General features: G+C 64.2%; 19 protein-coding genes. 12 read left to right on the plus strand and 7 right to left on the minus strand.

From position 1 onward, the window contains the following. Positions 1 to 144 precede the first annotated feature (144 nt). On the minus strand, positions 145 to 573 hold the full coding sequence (locus tag ACGYK9_RS07095) for an NUDIX hydrolase (protein ID WP_231886276.1): 429 nt from the start codon (positions 571 to 573) through the stop codon (positions 145 to 147). Between the two features lie 169 nt (positions 574 to 742). Here ACGYK9_RS07095 and gndA point away from each other — a divergent pair, with 169 nt between their 5' ends. Beyond that, positions 743 to 2,191 carry an NADP-dependent phosphogluconate dehydrogenase gene (gene gndA / locus ACGYK9_RS07100; RefSeq protein ID WP_394414384.1) on the plus strand — a complete coding sequence of 483 codons (1,449 nt, stop codon included), beginning with the start codon at positions 743 to 745 and terminating at the stop codon, positions 2,189 to 2,191. A gap of 175 nt (positions 2,192 to 2,366) precedes the next feature. Here the strand turns inward: gndA and truA are convergent, their stop codons facing one another. Continuing rightward, the gene (gene truA / locus ACGYK9_RS07105) at positions 2,367 to 3,140 is read right to left on the minus strand and encodes a tRNA pseudouridine(38-40) synthase TruA (RefSeq protein WP_394414279.1); all 774 of its coding nucleotides are present in this window, start codon (positions 3,138 to 3,140) and stop codon (positions 2,367 to 2,369) included. Between the two features lie 89 nt (positions 3,141 to 3,229). Between truA and ACGYK9_RS07110 the strand changes: the two genes are divergently transcribed. The 3 genes from ACGYK9_RS07110 to ACGYK9_RS07120 are packed head-to-tail and all read left to right on the plus strand — an operon-like array spanning position 3,230 to position 6,122. Beyond that, a complete protein-coding gene (locus ACGYK9_RS07110) occupies positions 3,230 to 4,657 on the plus strand; it encodes a YcjX family protein (RefSeq protein ID WP_394414282.1) in 1,428 nt (475 codons plus the stop codon). An 8-nt stretch (positions 4,658 to 4,665) separates the two neighbouring features. After that, the gene (locus tag ACGYK9_RS07115; RefSeq protein WP_394414285.1) at positions 4,666 to 5,118 is read left to right on the plus strand and encodes a GNAT family N-acetyltransferase; all 453 of its coding nucleotides are present in this window, start codon (positions 4,666 to 4,668) and stop codon (positions 5,116 to 5,118) included. Continuing rightward, positions 5,118 to 6,122, plus strand: a complete 1,005-nt coding sequence (locus tag ACGYK9_RS07120; protein WP_394414288.1) for a YcjF family protein — start codon at positions 5,118 to 5,120, stop codon at positions 6,120 to 6,122. The genes ACGYK9_RS07115 and ACGYK9_RS07120 overlap by 1 nt, the downstream gene beginning before the upstream one ends. A 4-nt stretch (positions 6,123 to 6,126) precedes the next feature. On the opposite strand, the gene ACGYK9_RS07125 is transcribed toward ACGYK9_RS07120, so the two are convergent. Then, positions 6,127 to 6,906, minus strand: a complete 780-nt coding sequence (locus ACGYK9_RS07125; RefSeq protein WP_394414290.1) for a sulfotransferase family protein — start codon at positions 6,904 to 6,906, stop codon at positions 6,127 to 6,129. A 148-nt stretch (positions 6,907 to 7,054) separates the two neighbouring features. On the opposite strand from ACGYK9_RS07125, the gene ACGYK9_RS07130 reads away from it, so the two are divergent. From ACGYK9_RS07130 to ACGYK9_RS07145, 4 genes are read left to right on the plus strand one after another with little or no spacing between them, the layout of a single operon-like run. Continuing rightward, on the plus strand, positions 7,055 to 9,106 hold the full coding sequence (locus tag ACGYK9_RS07130) for an HAD-IIB family hydrolase (RefSeq protein ID WP_394414292.1): 2,052 nt from the start codon (positions 7,055 to 7,057) through the stop codon (positions 9,104 to 9,106). Beyond that, positions 9,103 to 10,260 (plus strand): glycosyltransferase, encoded by a 1,158-nt coding sequence (locus ACGYK9_RS07135; RefSeq protein WP_394414295.1) that lies wholly within the window; start codon positions 9,103 to 9,105, stop codon positions 10,258 to 10,260. Before ACGYK9_RS07130 ends, ACGYK9_RS07135 begins: the two co-directional genes overlap by 4 nt. Further along, on the plus strand, positions 10,232 to 11,176 hold the full coding sequence (locus ACGYK9_RS07140) for a glycosyltransferase family 2 protein (RefSeq protein ID WP_394414298.1): 945 nt from the start codon (positions 10,232 to 10,234) through the stop codon (positions 11,174 to 11,176). The genes ACGYK9_RS07135 and ACGYK9_RS07140 overlap by 29 nt, the downstream gene beginning before the upstream one ends. Beyond that, entirely contained in the window at positions 11,173 to 12,330 is a 1,158-nt protein-coding gene (locus tag ACGYK9_RS07145; RefSeq protein WP_394414301.1) for a glycosyltransferase, read from the plus strand. The genes ACGYK9_RS07140 and ACGYK9_RS07145 overlap by 4 nt, the downstream gene beginning before the upstream one ends. On the opposite strand, the gene ACGYK9_RS07150 is transcribed toward ACGYK9_RS07145, so the two are convergent. Then, positions 12,327 to 13,076, minus strand: coding sequence for a Crp/Fnr family transcriptional regulator (locus ACGYK9_RS07150; protein ID WP_271691822.1), 750 nt, complete (start codon positions 13,074 to 13,076; stop codon positions 12,327 to 12,329). The two genes, ACGYK9_RS07145 and ACGYK9_RS07150, sit on opposite strands and share 4 nt — an antisense overlap. A gap of 372 nt (positions 13,077 to 13,448) precedes the next feature. Between ACGYK9_RS07150 and ileS the strand changes: the two genes are divergently transcribed. Beyond that, positions 13,449 to 16,418 carry an isoleucine--tRNA ligase gene (ileS, locus tag ACGYK9_RS07155; protein ID WP_394414305.1) on the plus strand — a complete coding sequence of 990 codons (2,970 nt, stop codon included), beginning with the start codon at positions 13,449 to 13,451 and terminating at the stop codon, positions 16,416 to 16,418. A 260-nt stretch (positions 16,419 to 16,678) separates the two neighbouring features. Then, positions 16,679 to 17,134: a methylated-DNA--[protein]-cysteine S-methyltransferase gene (locus tag ACGYK9_RS07160; protein ID WP_394414308.1), complete on the plus strand. Its 456-nt coding sequence runs from the start codon at positions 16,679 to 16,681 to the stop codon at positions 17,132 to 17,134. Positions 17,135 to 17,149: 15 nt separating this feature from the next. Here ACGYK9_RS07160 and ACGYK9_RS07165 read toward each other — a convergent pair whose 3' ends face one another. Beyond that, positions 17,150 to 17,845: a phosphatidylcholine/phosphatidylserine synthase gene (locus ACGYK9_RS07165; protein WP_067268016.1), complete on the minus strand. Its 696-nt coding sequence runs from the start codon at positions 17,843 to 17,845 to the stop codon at positions 17,150 to 17,152. A 269-nt stretch (positions 17,846 to 18,114) separates the two neighbouring features. Between ACGYK9_RS07165 and rpmB the strand changes: the two genes are divergently transcribed. Both rpmB and ACGYK9_RS07175 read left to right on the plus strand, forming a co-directional pair. Then, positions 18,115 to 18,414, plus strand: coding sequence for a 50S ribosomal protein L28 (rpmB, locus tag ACGYK9_RS07170; RefSeq protein WP_067268014.1), 300 nt, complete (start codon positions 18,115 to 18,117; stop codon positions 18,412 to 18,414). 255 nt (positions 18,415 to 18,669) lie between these two features. After that, a complete protein-coding gene (locus ACGYK9_RS07175; protein WP_394414311.1) occupies positions 18,670 to 20,310 on the plus strand; it encodes a BCCT family transporter in 1,641 nt (546 codons plus the stop codon). Between the two features lie 21 nt (positions 20,311 to 20,331). On the opposite strand, the gene ACGYK9_RS07180 is transcribed toward ACGYK9_RS07175, so the two are convergent. After that, positions 20,332 to 21,030 carry an NAD-dependent deacylase gene (locus ACGYK9_RS07180; RefSeq protein WP_067268011.1) on the minus strand — a complete coding sequence of 233 codons (699 nt, stop codon included), beginning with the start codon at positions 21,028 to 21,030 and terminating at the stop codon, positions 20,332 to 20,334. Between the two features lie 6 nt (positions 21,031 to 21,036). Continuing rightward, the gene (locus ACGYK9_RS07185; protein WP_394414387.1) at positions 21,037 to 22,032 is read right to left on the minus strand and encodes a LysR family transcriptional regulator; all 996 of its coding nucleotides are present in this window, start codon (positions 22,030 to 22,032) and stop codon (positions 21,037 to 21,039) included. Positions 22,033 to 22,110 lie beyond the last annotated feature (78 nt).

Raw genomic sequence — 22,110 nt, forward strand, 5'->3', positions numbered from 1 at the left:
ATCCTAACGTTCAGCGGGGGGTGACATAAGGCTACCGAGGGCGCAAGTCACCCTGTCACAAAATTGTAACATCCCGAAACGGGCAGGGGCGGCAATGGGGCAGGGGGGATATGGCACCGGACAGCGGCCCGGTGCCGAAGGGGCTTAATGGAAGGCGGATAAGATTGCTTTAAGATCAGGCTCATCGACGAGTTCCGACGCCTCCTGCGGGGTGAACCACGCGCGTTTGCGCATTCCCGCTTCGGGGTATTCCTCGCTCAGATCGCGGACGCGGGTGAGGTAGACCTGTGTGGTCACGGGCACGGTCAGGCCTTCGCCGAGACCCTTGTCATAGTCGAAAATGCCCATCGGATCGGATTCGATATCGGCTTTCGTCACCCCGGCCTCTTCCCATGCTTCCTGCAAGGCGGCTCCGGCGCCGTCCAACCCGTCGATCGGCCAGCCCTTGGGCAAAATCCAGCGACCCGTGTCGCGGCTGGTGATCAGCAGGACCTTTTTACCCGCCTCGGTGTCGCGGTAGCACAGGGCGGCAACCTGCACACGGCGGGGACGTTTAAAAATAGGAAGGACCATATCCTCCCATGCGCGTCTAAATACTTGTGTCATTACAGAACTATGCCTCGGTCGGGTGTTTTTCTTGTTATCCGCACATTATATAGTCTTCCCGAACGCAAATCAAACTGCGGCCTGCCGGCTAGGCGGGCTTGGCAGTATGACAGGCTAGAAATGAGGCATGATCGATATGGCAACTGGCACGCAGGCGGACGGGGGCGCGGCGCAGGGCGCAGGCGCCGATATCGGGGTATACGGTCTGGGGACCATGGGCTCGGCACTGGCGCTGAACTTGGCCGACAATGGATTTACCGTGGCGGTCAGTAACCGCGAGGCCGATTGGATTGCGCCTTTCCTTGATGAGGCCGGACCGCTGGCCGAGCGCCTGATCGGGAGCGAGCGGCTTGAGGAGTTCGTCGCCGCCATCGCCCGCCCGCGCAGCATTCTTTTCATGATCCCTTCCGGCGCGCCGGTCGATGCGATGATCGAGGCGATCAAACCGCTGCTGGATGAGGGCGACACTTTGATCGACGGCGGCAACGCCGATTTCCACGACACCCGCCGCCGCAGCGCCGAACTCGAAGGCACGGGGCTGCATTTCGTCGGCATGGGCGTGTCGGGTGGCGAGGCCGGGGCGCGCAATGGCCCGTCGATGATGGTCGGCGGCAGCGCGCATTCTTGGACCCAGTTCAAACCGATGGCCGAGAAGATTGCCGCGCAATTCGAGGGCACGCCTTGCGTGGCGCATCTCGGCCCCGACGGGGCGGGGCATTTTGTCAAAACGGTGCATAACGGCATCGAATATGCCGACATGCAGATGATCGCCGAAGTCTACGGCCTGCTGCGCGATGCGGGCGGGCAGGGCGCGGTGGAAATTGGCAATCTCTTTGCCGATTGGCGCAAGGGGCCGCTGAACTCCTATCTGATTGAAGTCTCGGCCGCGGCGCTCTTGTCGGTCGACACCCAGACCGGGACGCCGATGGTCGATGTGATCCGCGATCAGGCTGGGCAAAAGGGCACCGGGCGCTGGACCTTGATCGAAGCGCTCAAGATGGGGCAATCGGCCAATACCATCGAAGCCGCCGTCGGCGCGCGCGGTTGGTCGAGCGAGAAGGCTGTGCGCGAAATGGCCGAGCCGCTGCTGCCCGAAGGCGTGCAGGACGCGCCGCTGCCCGAAGAGGCGGATCTGGAGATGGCGCTTTTGGCGGGGCGGATCATCGGCCACGCGCAGGGCTTTCGCATCCTTTCGTCGGCGTCAGAGGAGTTTGGCTGGTCGCTCGACATGGCGCGTATTTCTGAGATTTGGCGCGCGGGCTGCATCATCCGCTCGGCGCTTTTGGACGAGTTTGCCGATGCTTTCCGGGGCGAATTGCCCGGTGGGCATCTGATCCTCGCCCCCGCGATGCGCAAACGCTTGGAAGAGAGCATTCCGGCGCTGCGCCGGGTGGTGGCGACGGGCGCATTGCTCGGTGTCGCGCTGCCCGCGCTGTCGGCGGCGCTGGCGTGGTATGACAGCATGCGCCGGGCGCGGGGCACGGCGAATATGATCCAAGCGCAGCGGGATTTCTTTGGTGCGCATGGGTTTGAGCGGATAAGCGAAGAGGGCAAGTTCCACGGGACGTGGACGCCTCTGCCGTAAGAGGGCTTATAGGTCCGGAAACAAGCCGAAGGCGCCGGACCATCGCCTGCCCGCCCCGACGGGGAGGCGATTTAGCAACGGGCGGAACACGACAAAAAGCCCACCCATGGTTGCGCCATAAAGTGGCATGAACATACCGTAGCATCGCCACCCCGCGGGCAGGCGATGTTCCGCGTCACGCCTTAGCGAACGGGTCCACCGGATAGCTCACATGCGCCAGATATAACCCCTGCGGCGGGCAGACTGGCCCGCAGGCGGCCCGATCCTTCGCCGCAAGTGCTGCACCCATATCCGCCACGCTCCATGACCCCGCGCCGACCCGCTCCAGCGAACCGACGAAACTGCGCACCTGATTGTGCAGGAAGGACCGCGCACGCACGTCGAAATGATACTCCGTCCCGGCCAAGGTCTCGACCTGCGAGACCTGTAACCGATCGAGCGTTTTCACCGGGCTTTCCGCCTGACAAACGGTCGAGCGGAAGGTGGTGAAATCATGCTTGCCCACCAAAAGATCCGCTGCCGCCTGCATCGCCTCTACATCCAGCCGATGTTTGATCTGCCAGACCAGCCCCGCTTGATGCACCGCGGGGGCGCGGCGGCTGAGGATGCGGAAGTGGTAGCGCCGCTCAAGCGCCGAAAAGCGGGCGTGAAAATCCTCGGGCGCCAGCACGCAATCGGTGATCGCGATGGGCTGCGGCTTGAGGTGATAGTTCAGCGCCTCGCCCAGCCGGAAGGGCGACCAATCGCGGGCCATGTCGCAATGCGCAACCTGCGCCAGCCCATGCACCCCGGTATCGGTGCGCCCGGCGGCGGCGATGGTGTGGTCACCGGGTTCCAGCTTGGCCAAAGCGGCCTCGATCGCGCCTTGCACTGTGGGCTGGTCAACCTGACGCTGCCACCCGTTGAAGGGCGCGCCGTGGTATTCGATTTTCAGGGCATATCTGGGCATGACCGGGGCCTTAGCGCGGGCGGGCGCTTCTGGCAATCCCCGGCTGCCGGCCCTATGTTGAGGCCAAAGAAAGAAGGACGGGCGCAGCTTTGGGTATCACAGGCATTGCCGACGGGATTTGGCGGCAGTTTGAGAATGTCACCGACACGGTGGGCGAGACGTTTTTCGAGCCGGTGATCCGGCTTGGGGTCACGGGGCTTGCACGCTCGGGCAAGACGGTTTTCATCACCTCGCTGGTCGCCAACCTGCTGGATCGGGGGCGGATGCCGGGGCTGCTCGCAGCCTCCGAGGGGCGGATCGAGGCGGCGTTTCTGCAGCCCCAGCCCGACGATACCGTGCCCCGGTTCGAGTATGAGACCCACCTCGCCGCGCTGACCGGAAAGACGCCCCATTGGCCCGAAAGCACGCGGGCGATTTCGGAGCTGCGGTTGTCGCTCAAGGTGCGGCCCAATGGGTTGCTGGCGGGCTTTCAAGGGCCGCGCACCTTGCATCTGGATATCGTGGATTACCCCGGCGAATGGCTGCTGGATCTGGCGCTGATGGATGTCACCTATGCCGAATGGTCGGCGCAGGTCATTGAACGCATCGCGTCGCGTGAAGAGGCGGCGGGCTACCGCGCGTTGGCCGAACAGATCGACCCCCATGCGGAGCTGGACGAGACCACCGCCCGCAGGCTTGCCGACAGCTTTGCCGACTATCTGCAAACCGCCCGTGCTAATGGCTATTCCGACTGCACGCCGGGGCGCTTTTTGCTGCCCGGTGATCTCGCCGGATCGCCGGTGCTGACCTTCGCGCCGCTGCCGGGATCGGAAGGCGCGCCGCGCAAATCGCTGATCCGCGAAATGGCGCGGCGGTTCGAGGCCTATAAGAAACAGGTGGTGCAGCCCTTCTTTCGCGATCACTTTTCACGGATCGACCGGCAGGTGGTGCTGGTCGACGCACTTGGCGCGATCCACCAAGGGCCGCAGGCGGTCGAAGACCTGCGCGGCGCCATGGCCGATATTCTGGGCGCGTTCCGGCCGGGGACGAACAACTTTCTGACCACCCTCTTGCGGGGCAAACGGGTCGAGAAAATCCTCTTTGCCGCGACCAAGGCCGACCATCTCCACCACAGCCAGCACCCCCGGCTGAGCGGGATCATGCAGGCGCTGATCCGTGAAGCGCGGGACCGGGCGCAATATGCGGGTGCGGGCACGCGGGCCATGGCCATCGCCAGCCTGCGCGCCACGACCGAAGACGTAATGACCCATGGGGGAGAACCGCTCGACGTGGTGCGCGGGACGCTCTTGAACGAGGATGAGACGCGCGGGCGGCAGGCGGCCTTCTATCCCGGTGAACTCCCCGAAGACCCGGCCCATCTGCTGACCCCCGCGCGGCAGGGCGCGCAGGAATGGCTGGGGGCGGATTATCAGATCATGCGCTTTGCGCCTGCGGTGTTGGACCTGCGCCCCGGCGACGGGCCGCCGCATATCCGGTTGGACCGCGCGGCGGAATTCCTGATTGGGGATCGGCTGTGAGCGCGGTTATGACACACCCCGCCACCCTGCGCCCGGCCCAGCCCCTCGACGCAGGCGCCGTGGGCGGCATCATGAGCGATTTCGCCCGCGACACCGCTTGGTTGCCCCGCATTCATAGCGGTGCCGAGGATATTGCCCATGCGGATGCAATGATCGCCCGGGGCTGGGTCACGGTGGCCGAGCGGGAGGGCCGCGTCGCCGGTTTCGCGGCTTGTGAGGGCGGCGCATTGGACGCACTATTTGTGGCGCAATCGGCGCGGGGGCAGGGCATCGGCTCGGCCCTTCTGTGCGCGTTAAAGACGCGGCATAAGTCGCTGACCTGCTGGACATTTCAGGCCAATACGCGGGCCATCGCATTCTACCGCCAACACGGGTTTGCCGAGACCGCGCGCAGCGATGGCAGCGCCAATGACGAAGGGCTGCCCGATTTGACATTGCACTGGCAAAGGGAGGCCGCCTGATGGCCCGCGGACCGATCCTGTTCGACCTTGAGGAAGACACCAAGCCGCAGCCCTCGGTCGCCGATGCGCCCGCCGTGCCCGAGTTGGACGTCGAGGCTCCGCCGCCCAAGGGCCAAGCGATGCAGATCGCCGCCCGGCTTGCCGCGCGCAAACCGTCGCGCTTGGTACGGCTGTTCTGGGCGCTGGCGGGGGCATTGGTCACCGCGCTGGTGTCGATCGCGGCTTGGACTTTCGTCACCGACCTGATGGCGCGCTACCCGTTGCTGGGCTGGGCGATGTCGCTGCTGATCGGGGCGTTTCTGCTGGTCCTCTTGTTGCTGTCGCTGCGCGAGATGGCGGCCTTTGGACGGCTTGCACGGCTCGACGGGCTGCGCCATGACGCGGGCGAAGCGCTGGCGCAGGGGGATTTGACCGCCGCGCGCAGCGTCACGGACCGGCTTGAGGCGCTTTACAAACACCGTGAGGATACCCGCTGGGGCCGCGACCGGCTGACGGAGCTGCGGGGCGATCAATTCGATGCCGAAGCGCTGTTGGGGTTGGCCGAAAGCGAGGTTCTGGCCCCGCTCGACCGTGCCGCCACCCGCGAGGTCGAAGCCGCGGCCCGGCAGGTCGCCGCCGTGACCGCATTGGTGCCTCTGGCGCTGGCCGATGTTGCCGCCGCCCTCAGCAGCAACCTGCGGATGATCCGACGCATTGCGGAAATCTATGGCGGGCGCTCGGGCTTTTTTGGCTCGTGGCGGCTGACCCGCGCGGTGCTGTCGCATCTGGTGGCGACGGGGGCCGTGGCCGTGGGGGATGATCTGATCGAGCCGCTCTTGGGCGGGTCCATCGTTGCCAAGCTGAGCCGCCGTTTCGGCGAGGGGCTGGTGAACGGGGCGCTGACCGCGCGCGTTGGCGTGGCCGCGATCGAGGTTTGCCGCCCGCTGCCCTTTGCCCGCGAAAAACGCCCCGGCGTGCGGGGCATCATCAAACGTGCGCTGACCGGGGTGCTCGGCGAGGGGTAAGCGATCAGGCCGCCTCAACCGCTTCGCGCACCGCGCGCAGCGGGTGCTGGATCAGGCCGGGCCAAGGCGAGACCTGCAACCCGGGGGCATAGCCCCACTGCGCGGCCTCGGCCGCCTGTGCCTTCGTCATCTGCGTGGCCCCGGCGTAGGTTTGATTTCCATCCGCGATGCCTTCGGGCAATGCCACCTCAGGCAAGTCGACGAAACGCGCGATCCGGCGCAGGGTGCGGGGGGCGTCGGCGACGATATCCTCGTAACGCAGAACCATCACCGCATGCAGATAGGGCAGGTCGCCTAACATCTGCGCCTGCGCCGCGATCCAATGGTCGATCAACGCCTGCGGAGGGGCATCGACCCATGACGCGACCGAGGCGGCAACGGCCTCGGGGTGGCGCAGGACGACGATGAATTGCGACATGGGAAAGAGCTGCTGCATCAGCCGCATGCGGGTCAGGTTCACTGGCGACTTCTCGACCCGCCAACGCAGGCCCGGGGCAAACCACAGGGCCCAGTCATGCGTGAGCCGGGTCTTTGTCTCCATGCTGTTGAGGGGATGCGCCTCGGTCAGATGTTCCTCGGGGTTTGTCGCGAAATGCATGGGCCGCCCGGATTGCGCCGTATGGGGGATGGCACCTTGCAGGTAGACCCCCTCATTCTCGGGCGCCGCCGATCCGGTGATGCCGCCCGCGCCGGGCAGGGCATTGGCCAAGCGATTGACCAGCGACGTGCCAGAGCGGTGTAGCCCGCCGATGAACAGATAACGCGGGGGAATTTCTGGGGGCATCTAGGGCGGCTCTGACTAAAAGATATCTTGGTTTAATTGTAGGCAGCTAGCGCAGCCATGGCCGCTGTCCAGAAATGTATGCATTAACATTTGTTATCGGAACGGATGGGGCATGAGGTGGGTCACCCCTCCATAAGGAGACCCATTCATGTTCATTTGCCACATTGCCCTCGGGGGCTGCCTCACGGCGCCGTCTGTTAACTATGGCGTGACCGAAGATACCGGCGGTCACATCGCCTATATCTTGGGGGCGGCCCGCGCGCAGGCGGCGCGGGGCGATGTGGATGCGGTGCAGATCGTGACCCGTGCTTTCGATGAACCAAGCCTTGGGGCCGTGCACGCCCAGACCGAGCAGCAGGTCAGCCGCAGCCTGTCGATCCGGCGGCTTTGGACGGCGGAGCGGGGGTATCTCAGCAAGGAAAAACTCGCCGCGGAAATCCCCGCGCTGGTTGAGGCGTTCCTTGAGGACTTGGCGCAGGCCAAACGGTTGCCGGATGTGATCCACGCGCATTTCGCCGATGCGGCGCAATTGGCGCTGGCGGCGCGGGCGCGGTTTGGCATTCCGGTAATCTATACCCCCCATTCGCTGGCCTTGAGCAAATCGGGGGCAGAGGTGGATGCCCCGCGCGTGGCGGCGGAGCGCCGCGCGCTGTTGGAGGCCGATGCGGTGGTGCTCTCTTCGCGCGATGAGGCCGAGGTGCAGGTCGCGGCCTATGGGGCGGATGCGCAGGCGCGGGTGCACCGCGTCTCTCCGGGCGTGTCGCTGCGCCGCCGGGCTGAGGCCGGGGCGGGCCGTGCCCTCTTGGCCGATCAGTTGAGCGACCCTGACCGCCCGACGCTGCTCGCCGTGGCACGCCCCGTGGCCCGCAAGAACCTTGCGACCTTGGCGCGGGTCTATGCGCAAAGCCCCGCTTTGCAGGCGCGGGCGAACCTTGTGATCCTCGCCGGCCAGCATGGCGATGCGCTGCAGGCGAATGCAGAAGCCCGTGCGGAGCTGATCCGCCTGCGCGAGACGTTGGAGGTGCCGGAACTGCGCGGCAAAGTGGCGCTGCCGCCGAGCCATACGCAGGGCGATGTGGCGGCCCTCTACGACCGCGCGGCGCAGACCGGTGGGGTTTTTGTTAACCTCGCACTGCATGAGCCCTTTGGCCTGACCATGTTGGAGGCGGCGTCGCATGGCCTGCCAGTGGTGGCCACGCGCGAAGGCGGCCCTGCCGATATCGTGGCGGACCTTGGCCATGGTCTCTGTGTGCCGCCGCGTGACATGGATGCGATTGAGGCGGCGCTGTTGAAGCTGTTGGACGATCGCGCGTTCTGGGCCGAGGCATCTGAGGCCGGGCGCGCCCATGTCGGGCGCTACGACTGGTCGAAATGGGCCGAGGACGTGCAGCACATCTGCGAGGATATCCGCCACGTCGCGCCATTGCCGACGCAAGCACCCGTCCTGTTGGCGAGCGATATCGACAACACGCTGACGGGCTGTGCACCTTCCGCCGCCCTCTTCAACGCATGGATCGCCCGGGACCGACCGCTTTTTGCTGTGGCCACGGGGCGCAGCCTGCCGGAGGCCCGCCGTATCCTGCGCGATTGGAACCTGCCCAGCCCGCGCGTCTTCATCACCTCTGTCGGGACCGAGGTCTATCTGCCCGATGCCGAAGGGCGGCTGTGTCTGGATGAGCGTTTCGCCCAAAAGCTTGACGCCGGATGGGACCGGGCCGGGGTGGAGCGGGCGCTAAAGGAGTTCGGCTTTAAGTGGCAAGCGCCGGTTGAGCAGCGGCGGTGGAAGCTCAGCGGTTTCGGCGACATGCGTACCGCGCGCCGGTTGGAGCGGCATCTGGCCCGGCGCGGTGCTGCGGCGCAGATCGTGGCCTCGCATGGGCGGCTGATCGATGTTCTGCCCTTGGCGGCGGGCAAGGGACCTGCGGTCTGTGCCGCCGCGCGGCGGTTGGGCATGCCGATGGACCTGGTTGTGGTGGCCGGGGACAGCGGCAATGATTTCGACATGTTGCAGGCGGTGGAGGATGGTCCGGGTCGGGGCATCTTGGTCGGCAATGCGATGGACGGGCTGCGCGAACGCCTAAGCGGCAGACGGCTTTACCACGCCCGCGCGGCCCATGCGGCTGGGGTCTTGGAGGGGCTGGAAACCTTCGGCTTCGCCCTCAACGCGATGGAGCCGCCGGTGAAGATGGTGGCGCAATGACGCGGCCCATCGGTTACTTCGTCCATCATCAGGGCCGCGGCCATGCGGAGCGCTGCGCGGCGGTCGTCAACGCGCTGCCCGAGAGCCAGCCTGTGACCGTCTTCTGCGCGAAACCGGACATTTTCCCCACCTTCACCCGGGCGGTAGAGGTCATCACCCTTCCATCGCTTTTCGAGGCGACGGGGGCCGAGGACATCAACGACACCACCAGCGCGCCGGATACGGTGCATTGCGCGCCGCTTGGCTGGCCCGGCATACGGCAGGCCATGGCGCAACTGGCCGCTTGGTTCGCCAGCGCCAATCCGGTGCTGATGATCAGCGATGTCTCGGCTGAGGTGGCGCAGCTTGCGCGGATCTGTTCGGTGCCGCATGTGAAGGTCCTGCAACACGGTCAGCGCAGCGATCCGGGGCATCAGGCGGCCTATGACGGGGCGGTCGGGTTGCTTTGTCCCGCCGCGAAAGCACTGGCGCAGCCGGATTGGCCCGCGCGGCATATGGAAAAAACGCATTTCGCCGGGGGCTTGGGCGTCGATGTGAAACGCCCCGATCCCGCGCGGCGGGACAAGTTGCGCGAGAGGCTTGGCGTCGGGCCAGAGCAGCGCATGGTGCTGGTCATGTCGGGCGGGGGCGGCACGGGTTTCGCCTCCGCCCCCTTCGGCATCGCGGCGCGGGCAATGCCCGAGACGGCTTTCATCACCATCGGGCGCATGGCGCGCGATTGGCACGCCACCGAACCCGTCAACCTGCGCCATCATGGCTGGGTCGAAAACGCGGCGGATTATTTGGCGGCGGCGGATATGGTCGTGGCCTCGACCGGGAACACCACCTGCCACCAGATCCTCGCGGCAGAGACCCCGTGGCTCGCCGTGCCGGAGTGGCGCTATTTCGACGAACAGGTCGAAAAGGCCGAGGCGCTTGAGCGGGCGGGGGCGGCGCACCACCTGCCGCATTTCCCGTCTTCTGCCGCGGCATGGCGCCGCGCGATCCAAGACACGTTCGATGCCCATGATCCGGCCCTGCAACGGGCCTTGGTCAACGAAGATGCCGCCGCCGAGACGGCCAATTGGCTGATCGGCCTCACCGATCAGTTGCTATCTGAAACACCCAGAATTACCGGAGACTTACATGACGTCGTTCACCCCATCCGTGCCTGAAAATACCACAGTTAGCGCGCTGACGCTCGCGCGGGGGCGGGCGGCGCATCTGCGCAATGTGATCCTTGGCCTGACCCGTCAGACCCGGCAGCCGGATGAGCTGGTGATCGGGGTCATGCAGGACACGCTTTACGACGACCTGCCGCAGACCGATTTCCCGATCCGGCAGGTTCAGGTGACGGGCAGCGAATTGCCCCTCTCACGCGCGCGCAATACCGTCGCGGCAGAGGCCAAAGGCGACTGTCTGGTCTTTCTCGACGTGGATTGCATCCCCGCACCGGAACTGATCGCCGACTATATGGGCTATGCGGTGCCGGGCAACGGGCTGATCATGGGCGAGGTTAACTACCTCCCCGCAGGCACGGCCACCGAAGGTTGGAGCTATCCGAAGTTGGAGGCCGTTGCCGTGCGCCATTCCGACCGTCAGGGGCCGCCCGCCGAGGGGCTGAAACGCTGCAATGATTACCGCTGCTTCTGGTCGCTCAACTTTGCCATCCACCGCGAAGATTGGGACCGCTCCGGCGGGTTTGACGAGCGTTTCACCGGCTACGGGGGGGAGGATACCGACTTTGGCCGAGAGTTGGACGAACGCGGCGTGCCGATCCACTGGGCGAAGGGCGCGAAAGTCTTTCACCAGCATCACCCGCATTGCATGCCGCCGATCCACCACATCCCCTCGATCCTGCGCAATACCGAGATTTTCGCCGAAAAATGGGGCCATCGCACCATGAACCACTGGCTCACCGCCTTTCGCCTGATGGGGCTGGTGGGGAGCGACGGCGACGCGCTGGTGCAGTTGCGCGAGCCGGATGCGGATGACTTCGCGCTCTGCGAGCAGCAGTCGGACCAGCCTTACGCCAATACCGCGCGGGTGCTGCGCTATCTGCGCGGCGAAGAGCGGATCGCGGCGGAATGACCCTGCGCATCGCCATCGTCGGCCATATTCGCCACCCCATCGCCGCCCCCTTCAAGGGCGGGATGGAGGCGTTTACCCACGGTCTTGCCCGGATCTTGGCCGAGCGCGGGCATGAGGTGACCCTATTGGCCAGCGAGGACAGCGCGGCGAGCCTGCCGCCGGGGGGGAAGCTGCTGCCGATCTGCGACGCGCATTACGACTCGCGTTTTCCATGGCATGATTTTCACGGCACCGATGCGCTGAACGACCACCTCGACGCTTGCTATGCCCGCGCCGCGCGGTTGTTGTTGGAGGGGCGTTTCGATGTGGTGCACAACAACGCGCTGCACCGCTACTTGCCGCGTCTGTCACGGGCGGAGCGGCTGCCGATGGTGACTTCGCTCCATATCCCGCCCTTCAAGGTGCTGCGCGGCGCGCTGATGGATGGGGCGGCGCCTTGGCACTTGTCCTCTGTCGTCTCGGACCGGCAGCGTGGCATCTGGTGGCCCGAGGGCGCGCCCGAGACCGCGCATGTGGTGCACAATGGGATCGACCTTGCCGAATGGCCCCAAGGTGGGCCGGGCGATGGCAGCGCCGTCTGGGCGGGGCGCATCACCCCGACCAAAGGCACCCATCTGGCGGCAGAGGCGGCGCAGATCGCCGGGGTACCCCTGCGCATCTACGGCGTGGTGGAGCATGAGGATTATTTTAACGATATGGTAAGACCGCATCTTTATGGCGATGTGGCATATGTCGGGCATCTGGAAACGGCGGCGCTTGGGGCGGCCTATGGTCAGGCCTCGGCGGCTCTTTTCACCCCGCAGTGGGAGGAACCCTTTGGCCTCGCCGCGGTAGAGGCGATGGCGACGGGCCTGCCTGTCGCCGCAACCCCGCATGGCGCGGTGGAAGAAGTGCTCGGTGAGGCAGGCGTCATCGCGGCGGAAGATAGCGCAGTTGCCTTGGCGCAGGCCTTGCTACAGGCGCGCGATATCCCCGCCGAGGTGCCCCGCGCCCGTGTGGCACGGCTCTTTGATGCGCAGGCGATGGTGACGAAGTTCGAACGGCTCTATCACGCGGCCCGGGCGCAGAGGGATGTCGCGCTGCCGCGTAAAACCTATCCGGCGATTGCTTTGCAGGTAGAGCGTGCGCCCCAGCCTCTCGCAGAGGCGGGCTAAAACGCTGCTTCGGGTTGGGGCATATAGAGGTAGGCAGGCTCGAACTGGCCCACTTTATGCAGCCCCGCGCGGTCGTGGATCAGCAGTTTGCCGCCCGTCACGGCGCAGCAGCCATGTTCGCGCAGCTCACGCAGGGTGCGGCTGACATGGACCGAGGTGAGGCCGGTGGCATCGGCGATATCGGTCTGGCGCAGGCTGAAGGGCAGGCTCTGACGCTCCATCCCATAGGCGGCGGTCATGCGGGCATCGAATTCGCTCAGGAAATTCGCCACCCGCGCCAGCGCGCGCATGGCGCTGTTGCGCATCACCCAATGGCGGTGGATGGAGGCATCGACCAAGGTCATCAGCCAGAGTTTCCGGGCCATCTCGACATCGCCATTGAGCAACTCGCGCAGCGGCTCATGCGAGATGATGGCGACATGGGTATCGGTCAGCGATATCACATCATGGTCGAGTTGCTTCAGCGGGAAGGCGTGCAGATCGACAAACTCACCGGGGAATTGGAGGGCGACGAAGGTGCTGCGGGCACGCTGTCCGCGCGGCACGCTGCGGGCGATCAACCCATCGAGCAGCAACAGGCTGTGATCCAGAAAATCACCCCTGCGGCTGATCACGGTTCCGGGCGTGAAACGCTTGTGATGGGTCATCAGCGGGGCAAGCTTGGCCCATTGCGCGCCGCTTAGATGGTCGACCATGCCCGACGGTTTTACGGCCATATCGTGATAAAAGGTGTCTTTGATGGTCACACGCAGGTCTTTCTGCCCATTAGAATTGTCGCGGGTTCCCCAAAACGGAGCCCGCGGAAATAAAGCTTTGTCGAATACCTTATGATGCTGTTTTCGCCGAAAAATTCAAGCGAAGGCCGGGGATCATAAAAAATGTTAAGTCCGGCGGGCGGCGACTCTGGCAGTGTTTTCAGCCCGATTGTCGCGCGTCTTCCGGGGCTTGTCGGGGCAGGGGGGGCTGTTTATAAGCGGGCCCATGACACGCCTCACCGCGATCATTATTCGAATTATATTCCCGGCGCTCTAAGCAATTGAGACGCCGGGCCGAGGTGCTTGAGCCATTCGCACCGACCGAGATTGAATAACCCCCCAAATGCCTAAAGGACGCCCCCCATGTGCGCCGAGACCCCCGACTACAAAGCCACGCTGAACCTGCCCAAAACCGATTTCCCCATGCGCGCCGGACTGCCCAAGCGCGAGCCCGGCTGGCTGGAGCGTTGGGAGAAAATCGGCGTCTATGACCGCCTGCGCGAGAAGGAGGGGCGGGAGCCTTTCACCCTGCATGACGGCCCGCCCTACGCCAACGGCAACCTGCACATCGGCCACGCGCTGAACAAGACGATCAAGGACATGATCGTCCGCTCCCACCAGATGATGGGCTATGACGCACGCTACATCCCCGGTTGGGACTGCCACGGCCTGCCGATCGAGTGGAAGATCGAAGAGCAGTACCGCAAGAAGGGCCGCGACAAAGATCAGGTGCCGATCAACGAATTCCGCGCCGAATGCCGCGACTTCGCCGCCAAATGGGTCGACGTGCAGCGCGAGGAGTTCAAGCGGCTCGGCATCACCGGCAATTGGGAAAATCCCTATCTGACCATGGATTTCCACGCCGAGCGGGTGATCGCCGAGGAATTCATGAAGTTCCTGATGAACGGCACGCTCTACCAGGGCTCCAAGCCCGTGATGTGGTCGCCGGTGGAAAAGACTGCGCTGGCCGAGGCCGAGGTCGAGTATCACGACAAGGAAAGCCATACCGTTTGGGTGAAGTTTGAGGTGACAAACCAAGAGCTGAGCGATGCGTCGAAAGACAACATTGCAGAAAAGCAGTCGAATACCGACGATCTGCTTAACTCATACGTTGTAATCTGGACAACGACACCTTGGACGTTGCCAAGCAACAAGGCCGTGGTCTACGGCGAGGGCATCTCTTATGGTCTTTACGAGGTCACCGGTACGCCGGACGAATGCTGGGCAAACGTGGGCGACCGGTATCTTCTCGCTGATGATTTGGCGGCTGATGTGTTTTCCAAAGCGCGGCTTGGCGACGAGCATTGGGTTCGTCTTCGGGAGGTCCCGACCGATCAGCTAAAAGGGCTGAAATTGCGTCACCCGTTGGCCGGGGCCGATGGCGCGAACGGCGAATGGGACGACCTGCGCGATTTCCGTGCCGCTGATTTCGTGACCTCGGACGAGGGCACGGGCTTTGTGCATTGCGCGCCCTCGCACGGTCTGGAGGAATACGAGCTCTACCGCGACCTCGGCATGCTGCCGCAGGTCATCACCTACAACGTCATGGAAGATGGCCGTTTCCGCGACGATCTGCCGTTCTTCGACGGCAAGGCGATCCTCAAGCCCAACGGCAAGGAGGGCAACGCCAACAGCGCCATCATCGACAAGCTGGTCGAGGTCGGCGGCCTGCTGGCACGCGGCAAGATCAAGCACAGCTATCCGCACAGCTGGCGCTCTAAAGCGCCGGTGATCTACCGCAACACACCGCAGTGGTTCGCCGCCATCGACAAGGAGGTCGGCGACGGTCTGGACCAGAACGGCAAGACCATCCGCGAGCGTGCGCTGACTTGCATCGACAAGGTCAATTGGGTGCCGAAATCCGGCCGCAACCGTCTCCATTCGATGATGGAGGCGCGCCCCGACTGGGTGCTGAGCCGCCAGCGGGCCTGGGGCGTGCCGCTGACCTGCTTCGTGCGCAAGGGCGTGGCGCCCACGGACGAGAACTTCCTGCTGCGCAACGACGCGGTGAACCAGCGCATCGTGGAGGCTTTCGAGGCCGAAGGCGCTGACGCGTGGTATGCCGATGGCGCCAAGGAGCGGTTCCTTTCGGGCATCGTCGACCCGGCGGAGTTCGATCAGGTGACAGACATCCTCGACGTCTGGTTCGACAGCGGCTCGACCCATGCCTTCACCCTGCGCGACCGCGAGGACGGGACCGAGGATGGCATCGCCGATGTTTACATGGAGGGCACTGACCAGCACCGCGGCTGGTTCCATTCCTCGCTCTTGCAATCCGTCGGTACCACGGGCCGCGCGCCCTATCGCAACGTGGTGACCCACGGCTTCACGCTGGATGCCAAGGGCATGAAGATGTCCAAGTCCATCGGCAACACCATCGTGCCCGAAAAGATCGTGCAGCAGTATGGCGCCGATATCCTGCGGCTCTGGGTGGCGCAGACCGATTACACCGCCGACCAGCGCATCGGGGACGAGATCCTAAAAGGCGTGGCCGACAGCTATCGCCGCTTGCGCAACACCATGCGCTACATGCTGGGCGCGCTGAGTGACTTCTCCGAGGCGGACCGCGTGGACCCGGCGGAGATGCCGGAACTTGAGCAGTGGGTGCTGCACCGGGTGGCGGAACTCGACAAGGTGGTGCGCGACGGTTTTGCGCGTTTCGACTTCCAAGGCGTGTTCCAAGCGGTCTTCACCTTTGCCACAGTCGATCTCTCGGCCTTCTACTTCGACATCCGCAAAGACGCGCTTTACTGCGACGGCGACACCCTGCGCCGCCGCGCCGCGCGCACGGTGCTGGATATCCTCTTCCACCGTCTGACCACATGGCTGGCCCCGGTGCTGGTCTTCACCATGGAAGAAGTCTGGCTGGAGCGCTTCCCGGGCGACAACTCCTCGGTGCATCTGGTCGACATGCCCGAGACGCCCGAAGCATGGTTGAACCCGGAACTGGCGGCAAAATGGGCCAAGGTCCGCGCCGCGCGCCGGGTGGTGACCGCAGCGCTGGAAGTGCAGCGGACCGAGAAGGTGATCGGCGCGTCGCTAGAGGCGGCGCCGGTGGTGCATGTCGACGATGCAGCGCAGCGGGAGGCGTTGGAAAGCGTGTCCTTCGAGGATGTCAGCATCACCTCCGACATCACTGTGACCGGCGATCCAGCGCCTGCCGAGGCTTTCCGCATGCCGGAGACCGATGGCGTGGCCGTGGTTTTTGAAAAGGCCGAGGGCGCAAAATGCGAGCGCTGCTGGAAGGTGCTGCCGGATGTCGGCACGCATGAATATCCCGGCGTTTGCGGGCGCTGTGATGAGGCGGTGCGTGAGGCATTGGCGGAAGCCTGAGGCGTTTTCAGTGAGTGATCAAACGGGCGTCGGGAAAACCGGCGCCCGTTTTTCTTCGTCAGGTCGCCTATGCCCCGCCCGTGGGGACCACGGGCATCGCCCTCCCTCCCCCCGGAGGGCGATTTTGCAGCGTTTGCGCGCATTGCTTGGTCAGCTTGTCACGCACCTATCTGCCCGCCAGATAGGGCGTATCGCCCCCCAGGGAGGGCGATGCCCTCGGCGCTCTTTCGCAGTCGTAATTTCTGGCGCAGAGTGGGTTGATGAAACAAGCTTCTCTCTCCACGCCCTTCGGCGATCTGATCGTCACTGAAGAAGGCGGCGCGATCACGGCGCTCGGCTGGGGGCAGGCGGCGCGCCAGCAACGCTCGGAGCTGCTTGACACCGCACTGCGCCGACTGAACGAATACGCCACAGGTCAGCGTGAGCACTTTGACCTGCCGCTGCGCGTCACCGGCAGCGATTTCCAGCGCGCGGTCTGCGCCGCCATCGCGGCCATTCCCTTCGGCCACACCCGCACCTACGGCGAGATCGCCCGTGACCTGGGCGTGCCAGCGCAGGCCGTGGGTGGGGCCTGTGGCGGCAATCCGATCCCGATCCTCATCCCCTGCCACCGCGTCATGGGTGCCAAGGGGCTCACTGGCTTCAGCGGCGCGGGCGGGGTGGAGACCAAGATCGCCCTGCTGCGCCATGAAGGCGCGGCAGGGCTGTTGATTTGAGGAGCAATGGCGGGTTTAGTCGTCGCCCGACGGGATCAACTGCTGCGCGGCACCGGCGCAGATCAGGTAGACAGAGGTGATCACCAGGCCCCAATGCGCCCAGCTTTCGGGGTGGAAGTTCACCCAAGCAGACCAGCCCGCAAAGAAGGTCCAGGCCAGCGCCATGGGCAGCGTCACGGGACGCCAACGCTCGGTCCGGACGGGGTGGACGAATTTGATCGGCAGAAACATCGCTGCGGCAAGGATCGTGACCACGATCAGGCTGATCCACCACTCGGGCTGCAAGGCAAAGAGCACCAGCACCAGCATGTTCCAGCAGCCGGGGAAACCTTTAAAGGAATTATCCTTTGTTTTCATGCGCGTGTCAGAGAAATACATGACACTGGCGAAGGTGATGATGATGATCATCGCCCAACCGCTCCAGCCATCCATCAGCCCCGAGGTAAAGAGCGCGAAGGCCGGGATGAAGACGTAAGTCAGATAGTCGATGATCAGATCCATCAAGACGCCATCGAACTCGGGCGCGTTGGTCTTCACGTCATATTTGCGCGCCAGCGGCCCGTCGATGCCATCGACGAAAAAGGCGATCACCAGCCACAGGAACATGAGGTCCCATTTCTCTTCCACGGCGGCGAGCATGGCGAGCATCGCCAGCACTGCTCCGGTGGCAGTGAAAAGGTGAACGAAGAGGGCGCGCATCTGTATGGTCATGCGTCTGCATCGCAAATCCGCCGGGGGGATGCAAAGGAAACTCTGGCCCCGATGGCAAAAACCAGCGTAGCGGGGGCAGGGCGGGGCAGCTGCGCTTGACGCGATCGGCGGCGGGCGCAGGAAATATGGCCAAGTCCCGCGCTTCGGGTTGACGGCTACCGCGATTCCCCTTAAAGCCAGCGAACCAATTCAGGGTCGGCTCTGCGCGGCCCCCACGTTATGTGTGTTTCCGGATCGCTGGAAGGACACAACAGCAAAAGGATGAACCCATGTCGCGCCGTTGCGAATTGACCGGAAAAGGCCCGATGACGGGCAACAACGTAAGCCACGCCAACAACCGTACACGCCGTCGGTTCCTGCCGAACCTCAACGACGTGTCGTTGCAGTCCGAAGCACTGGGCCGCGCGTTCAAGCTGCGCATCTCTGCCGCAGCCCTGCGTAGCGTTGACCACCGTGGTGGTCTGGACAAGTTCCTGGCAAAAGCCAAAGACGTTGAACTGTCCGACAACGCGTTGAAAATCAAAAAGGCCATCGCGAAATCCAGCGCGACTGCCGATGTGCTGAGCTAAGGCTTACTGCATAGAGATTGGGGCCTCGATCCGAAAGGATCGGGGCCTTTTTCGTTTTGGTCTTAGGGATTTGTTAGGGTTTCCGGCCTATCAAGGGCTAGGGCCGTGGCGGCTCGGGGTAATTTTCTTGCGCAGGGGCATGTTTTTATTCGGGAAACCATGGAAAGGCGCGCTAATTGATCTTCCGACAATTGTTGTTCTGGCCATGCTACCTGCCGAGCGGGGTTCAGACAGTGCATCAAGATCGGAGACTCTATGACCGACCCCACACCCGGCACGTCCAGTTCCACTACGCCACCCGATACGAATGAGATTGAGACGGATTTCGAGGTCGGCCAAGACAATATTGACGGAACCCTCGGCCCGTTGGGTTTTGACATTCACAACCCGGTCTTCATGGTCTCCGGCCTGACGGCGGTGGCCTTTGTGCTGCTGACCATGCTCTTCCCGGATCAGGCCGGGGTGGTCTTCCTCGCCGTTCGCGATTTCGCCACCACCAAGCTGGATTGGCTGTTCATGATCATCGTGAACATCTTCGTTCTGTTCTGCATCGCGCTGATTTTCATGCCGATTTCAAAGGTCAGGCTCGGCGGGCAAGAGGCCGTGCCGGAATATTCCTATCTGGCGTGGTTCGCCATGCTTTTTGCCGCGGGCATGGGGATTGGCCTGTTGTTCTTTGGCGTGCTCGAGCCGGTGTACCATATGAACGTCTCCGGCCCGCTGGGGGTGCCCCTGCCGATTGCCGAGGATGGCTCGATCATTCCCGAGAATGTGGAGGCTGCCCGCGCCATGGGTCTTGCGGCGACCTATTATCACTGGGGGCTGCACGGTTGGGCGGTCTATGCGATCATGGCGCTGGCCTTGGCGCTCTTCACCTATAACAAGGGGCTGCCTTTTTCGATCCGGTCGTGCTTCTACCCGCTGCTGGGTGATCGGGTCTGGGGCTGGCCGGGGCATATCATTGATATTCTTGCGGTTTTCGCGACGCTCTTTGGCCTCGCGACATCGCTTGGCCTTGGTGCGCAGCAGGCCAATGCGGGGTTCAACTTCGCCTTCGGGCTTGAGATTTCGACCAATGTGCAGGTGATCATCATCCTGTTGGTGACCGCCGTGGCGCTGGTGTCGGTCTGGCGCGGGCTGGATGGCGGAGTGAAGATCCTGTCCGAGGTGAACATGATCGTGGCGGTCCTGTTCTTCCTCTTCGTGCTTTTCGTCGGCCCGACGCTGGTGGGGCTGGACGGGTTTTGGACCGGTCTGTTGGCCTATACGCAAGAGATCATCCCGCTCTCCAATCCCTTCGGTCGGGAGGATGATTCCTACCGCGAAGGCTGGACCGCGTTCTATTGGGCGTGGTGGGTCTCTTGGGCGCCTTTCGTGGGCATGTTCATCGCGCGGGTCTCGCGCGGGCGCACGGTGCGGGAGTTCATCATTTGCGTGTTGCTGATCCCGTCGCTGATCATCTTCATCTGGATGGGCGTCTTTGGCGGCATCGCGATCGACCAGATCCTTGCCAGCCCTGAGACATCGCTGGTCAAGGCCAATGTGATCGACAGCTATTCGCCGGAACTCTCGCTGTTCGGGATGCTGAATGAGCTTCCCTTTACCAAGATCGCCTCGACCATCGCGATCCTTCTGGCGCTGGTGTTTTTCGTCACCTCCTCGGATTCGGGCTCGCTGGTTGTCGATACGATCACGGCGGGGGGCAAGATTGACGCGCCGGTGCCACAGCGCATCTTCTGGTGCATCGTCGAAGGGTTGATCGCCATCGTGCTGCTGATCGGCGGCGGCCTGTCGGCGCTGCAGGCCGGGGTCACCGCGACGGGGGTGCCCTTCGCGATCCTGATGCTGGTGATGTGTTACACGATCTACAAAGGGTTGCGCAGCGAACCGCGCTGACGGCCCGTGGCGCGCCGGTGGTTAGCGGCGCGCCTCAAGCACTTCGGCCACCCATTCCGGCACTGTCTGGCTGGCAGGCCCGATGCGATGTTCGGCGAACTGATTGCCCACGGCGGAGCGTTCGAGATTGAATTCTATCGTATGCGCCCCGGCGCGGCGGGCCTCGGCGACGAAACCGGCAGCGGGGTAGACATTGCCCGAGGTGCCGATGGCGGCAAAGATATCCGCTTCGGCCAGATGATCGAAAAGCGCGTCCATCTCATAGGGCATCTCACCGAACCAAACGATATCGGGCCGCGCGGCGGGGGCACCGCAGGCGGGGCAGGGATCGCCCGGTGCCATGACCATGGGCGCGGGCCAGCGGTGATCGCAAGCGGCGCAGAGCGCGCCTTTAAGCGCGCCATGCATATGCATGACCTGCTGCGACCCGCCCTGTTCGTGCAGATCGTCGACGTTTTGGGTAATCACCACCACCTCGCCGTGCAACTCGGCCTCCAGCCGGGCAAGGGCGCGGTGCGCGGCGTTGGGGGCCACTTCGGCGGCCTGCGCGCGGCGCGCGTTGTAGAAGTCGACCACAAGTTTGGGATTGCGGGCGAAACCTTCGGGCGTCGCCACGTCTTCGACCCGGTGCTGCGCCCAGAGGCCATCTGAGGCGCGGAAGGTCTCAAGCCCGCTTTCGGCAGAGATGCCCGCGCCGGTGAGGATCACGATCTTGGTCATGGGGCATTATTCCCCGATAGGGCCCATGTCTTCAAGCAGGTGAAAGCCGTCGGCCAGCCAGGGCAATTGCGCGATGGCGGGGGCGATCATATGGGTCTGCATCAACTGCCGCAGGGTCTGGGCGATGTCGCGCGGCACGGGGCCGGACCATTCCGCACCCGCGAAGAGAGAGATGGTGCGCGCAGGCGGTTGGGCCTGCGCCGCCGCGGGCAGGGGGTGCGCGGCGAGGCGGTCGTGAAAACGCGCGGCGCGCATGTATCCCAAGGGCGTCGTCATCGCCCAGCCGATGCCGCGTGTCACCATGGCCATCAGCGCCAAATGGCTGCCAATCTCGAAGCGGGCGGGCAGGCTATGGCCCTCAGACGCAAGATGCACTTCGATCTGCCGCGCGATCAATTGATCGGCGGCATAGCGCAGGAAGGGCAGGTCGGTGGCGCCGCGCAGCAGGGCGTCGGGATCGGCGGACGTGCCCGCGGGGGTAACGAGGATAAACGGATCGCGGGCCAACGGGTATTCCAGAACCCCCGCCATCGGCCCGTTAATCTGCGCCGAGAGTGCCATATGTAGGCTTTTGTCGCGCAGCGCCTCGGCCAATTCATTGCTGCCTGCGGTGATCATCCGAAAGCGGCATCCGGTCAGGCTGTCGCCAAGGATCGTGGCAAGGCGCGGGGTCAGGTCATCATCGAAATCGTCGATCACGCCGAGGTTCAGCGCCTCCAGATGGGCCAAATCCATCACCGTGACTTCGCTCTGCGCTTGGCGCAATTCGCTGAGCGCCTGTTCGGCCCGGCGCAGGAACATCTGCCCGGCTGGGGTCAGTCGCATGGGGCGGCGGGTGTGGTCGACCAGTTCCGCGCCGATGGCGGCTTCGAGGTTGCGCATCTGCTGGCTGACGGCAGGCTGGCTCAGCCCCGTGGCCTCGGCCGCCTGCGCCACTGACCCGCTCCGCGCGAGCGCCTCGAACACTTCGATGCCCCGTAAGGTGATGCCTTTGTTCAGCATATGGTCCCATCTCTTTCGGATCTTGTGAAACCACGGGCGGGTCAGGTCAAGCCTTTGCCCATGGATGCGGCAGCCTCT

Source organism: Sulfitobacter sp. 1A15258 (assembly GCF_043557045.1).
Lineage (GTDB): Bacteria > Pseudomonadota > Alphaproteobacteria > Rhodobacterales > Rhodobacteraceae > Sulfitobacter > Sulfitobacter faviae.

Excerpts from the sequence above, each read along its gene's own strand:
- ACGYK9_RS07120 (WP_394414288.1), top strand. The coding sequence starts at position 5,118 with ATGGCCCGCGGACCGATCCTGTTCGACCTTGAGGAAGACACCAAGCCG.
- ACGYK9_RS07125 (WP_394414290.1), bottom strand. The coding sequence starts at position 6,906 with ATGCCCCCAGAAATTCCCCCGCGTTATCTGTTCATCGGCGGGCTACAC.
- ACGYK9_RS07185 (WP_394414387.1), bottom strand. The coding sequence starts at position 22,032 with ATGCTGAACAAAGGCATCACCTTACGGGGCATCGAAGTGTTCGAGGCG.
- ACGYK9_RS07115 (WP_394414285.1), top strand. The coding sequence starts at position 4,666 with ATGACACACCCCGCCACCCTGCGCCCGGCCCAGCCCCTCGACGCAGGC.
- ACGYK9_RS07175 (WP_394414311.1), top strand. The coding sequence starts at position 18,670 with ATGACCGACCCCACACCCGGCACGTCCAGTTCCACTACGCCACCCGAT.
- rpmB (WP_067268014.1), top strand. The coding sequence starts at position 18,115 with ATGTCGCGCCGTTGCGAATTGACCGGAAAAGGCCCGATGACGGGCAAC.
- ACGYK9_RS07095 (WP_231886276.1), bottom strand. The coding sequence starts at position 573 with ATGGTCCTTCCTATTTTTAAACGTCCCCGCCGTGTGCAGGTTGCCGCC.
- ACGYK9_RS07145 (WP_394414301.1), top strand. The coding sequence starts at position 11,173 with ATGACCCTGCGCATCGCCATCGTCGGCCATATTCGCCACCCCATCGCC.
- ACGYK9_RS07180 (WP_067268011.1), bottom strand. The coding sequence starts at position 21,030 with ATGACCAAGATCGTGATCCTCACCGGCGCGGGCATCTCTGCCGAAAGC.
- ACGYK9_RS07160 (WP_394414308.1), top strand. The coding sequence starts at position 16,679 with ATGAAACAAGCTTCTCTCTCCACGCCCTTCGGCGATCTGATCGTCACT.
- ACGYK9_RS07165 (WP_067268016.1), bottom strand. The coding sequence starts at position 17,845 with ATGACCATACAGATGCGCGCCCTCTTCGTTCACCTTTTCACTGCCACC.
- truA (WP_394414279.1), bottom strand. The coding sequence starts at position 3,140 with ATGCCCAGATATGCCCTGAAAATCGAATACCACGGCGCGCCCTTCAAC.
- ACGYK9_RS07130 (WP_394414292.1), top strand. The coding sequence starts at position 7,055 with ATGTTCATTTGCCACATTGCCCTCGGGGGCTGCCTCACGGCGCCGTCT.
- ACGYK9_RS07135 (WP_394414295.1), top strand. The coding sequence starts at position 9,103 with ATGACGCGGCCCATCGGTTACTTCGTCCATCATCAGGGCCGCGGCCAT.
- ACGYK9_RS07140 (WP_394414298.1), top strand. The coding sequence starts at position 10,232 with ATGACGTCGTTCACCCCATCCGTGCCTGAAAATACCACAGTTAGCGCG.
- gndA (WP_394414384.1), top strand. The coding sequence starts at position 743 with ATGGCAACTGGCACGCAGGCGGACGGGGGCGCGGCGCAGGGCGCAGGC.
- ileS (WP_394414305.1), top strand. The coding sequence starts at position 13,449 with ATGTGCGCCGAGACCCCCGACTACAAAGCCACGCTGAACCTGCCCAAA.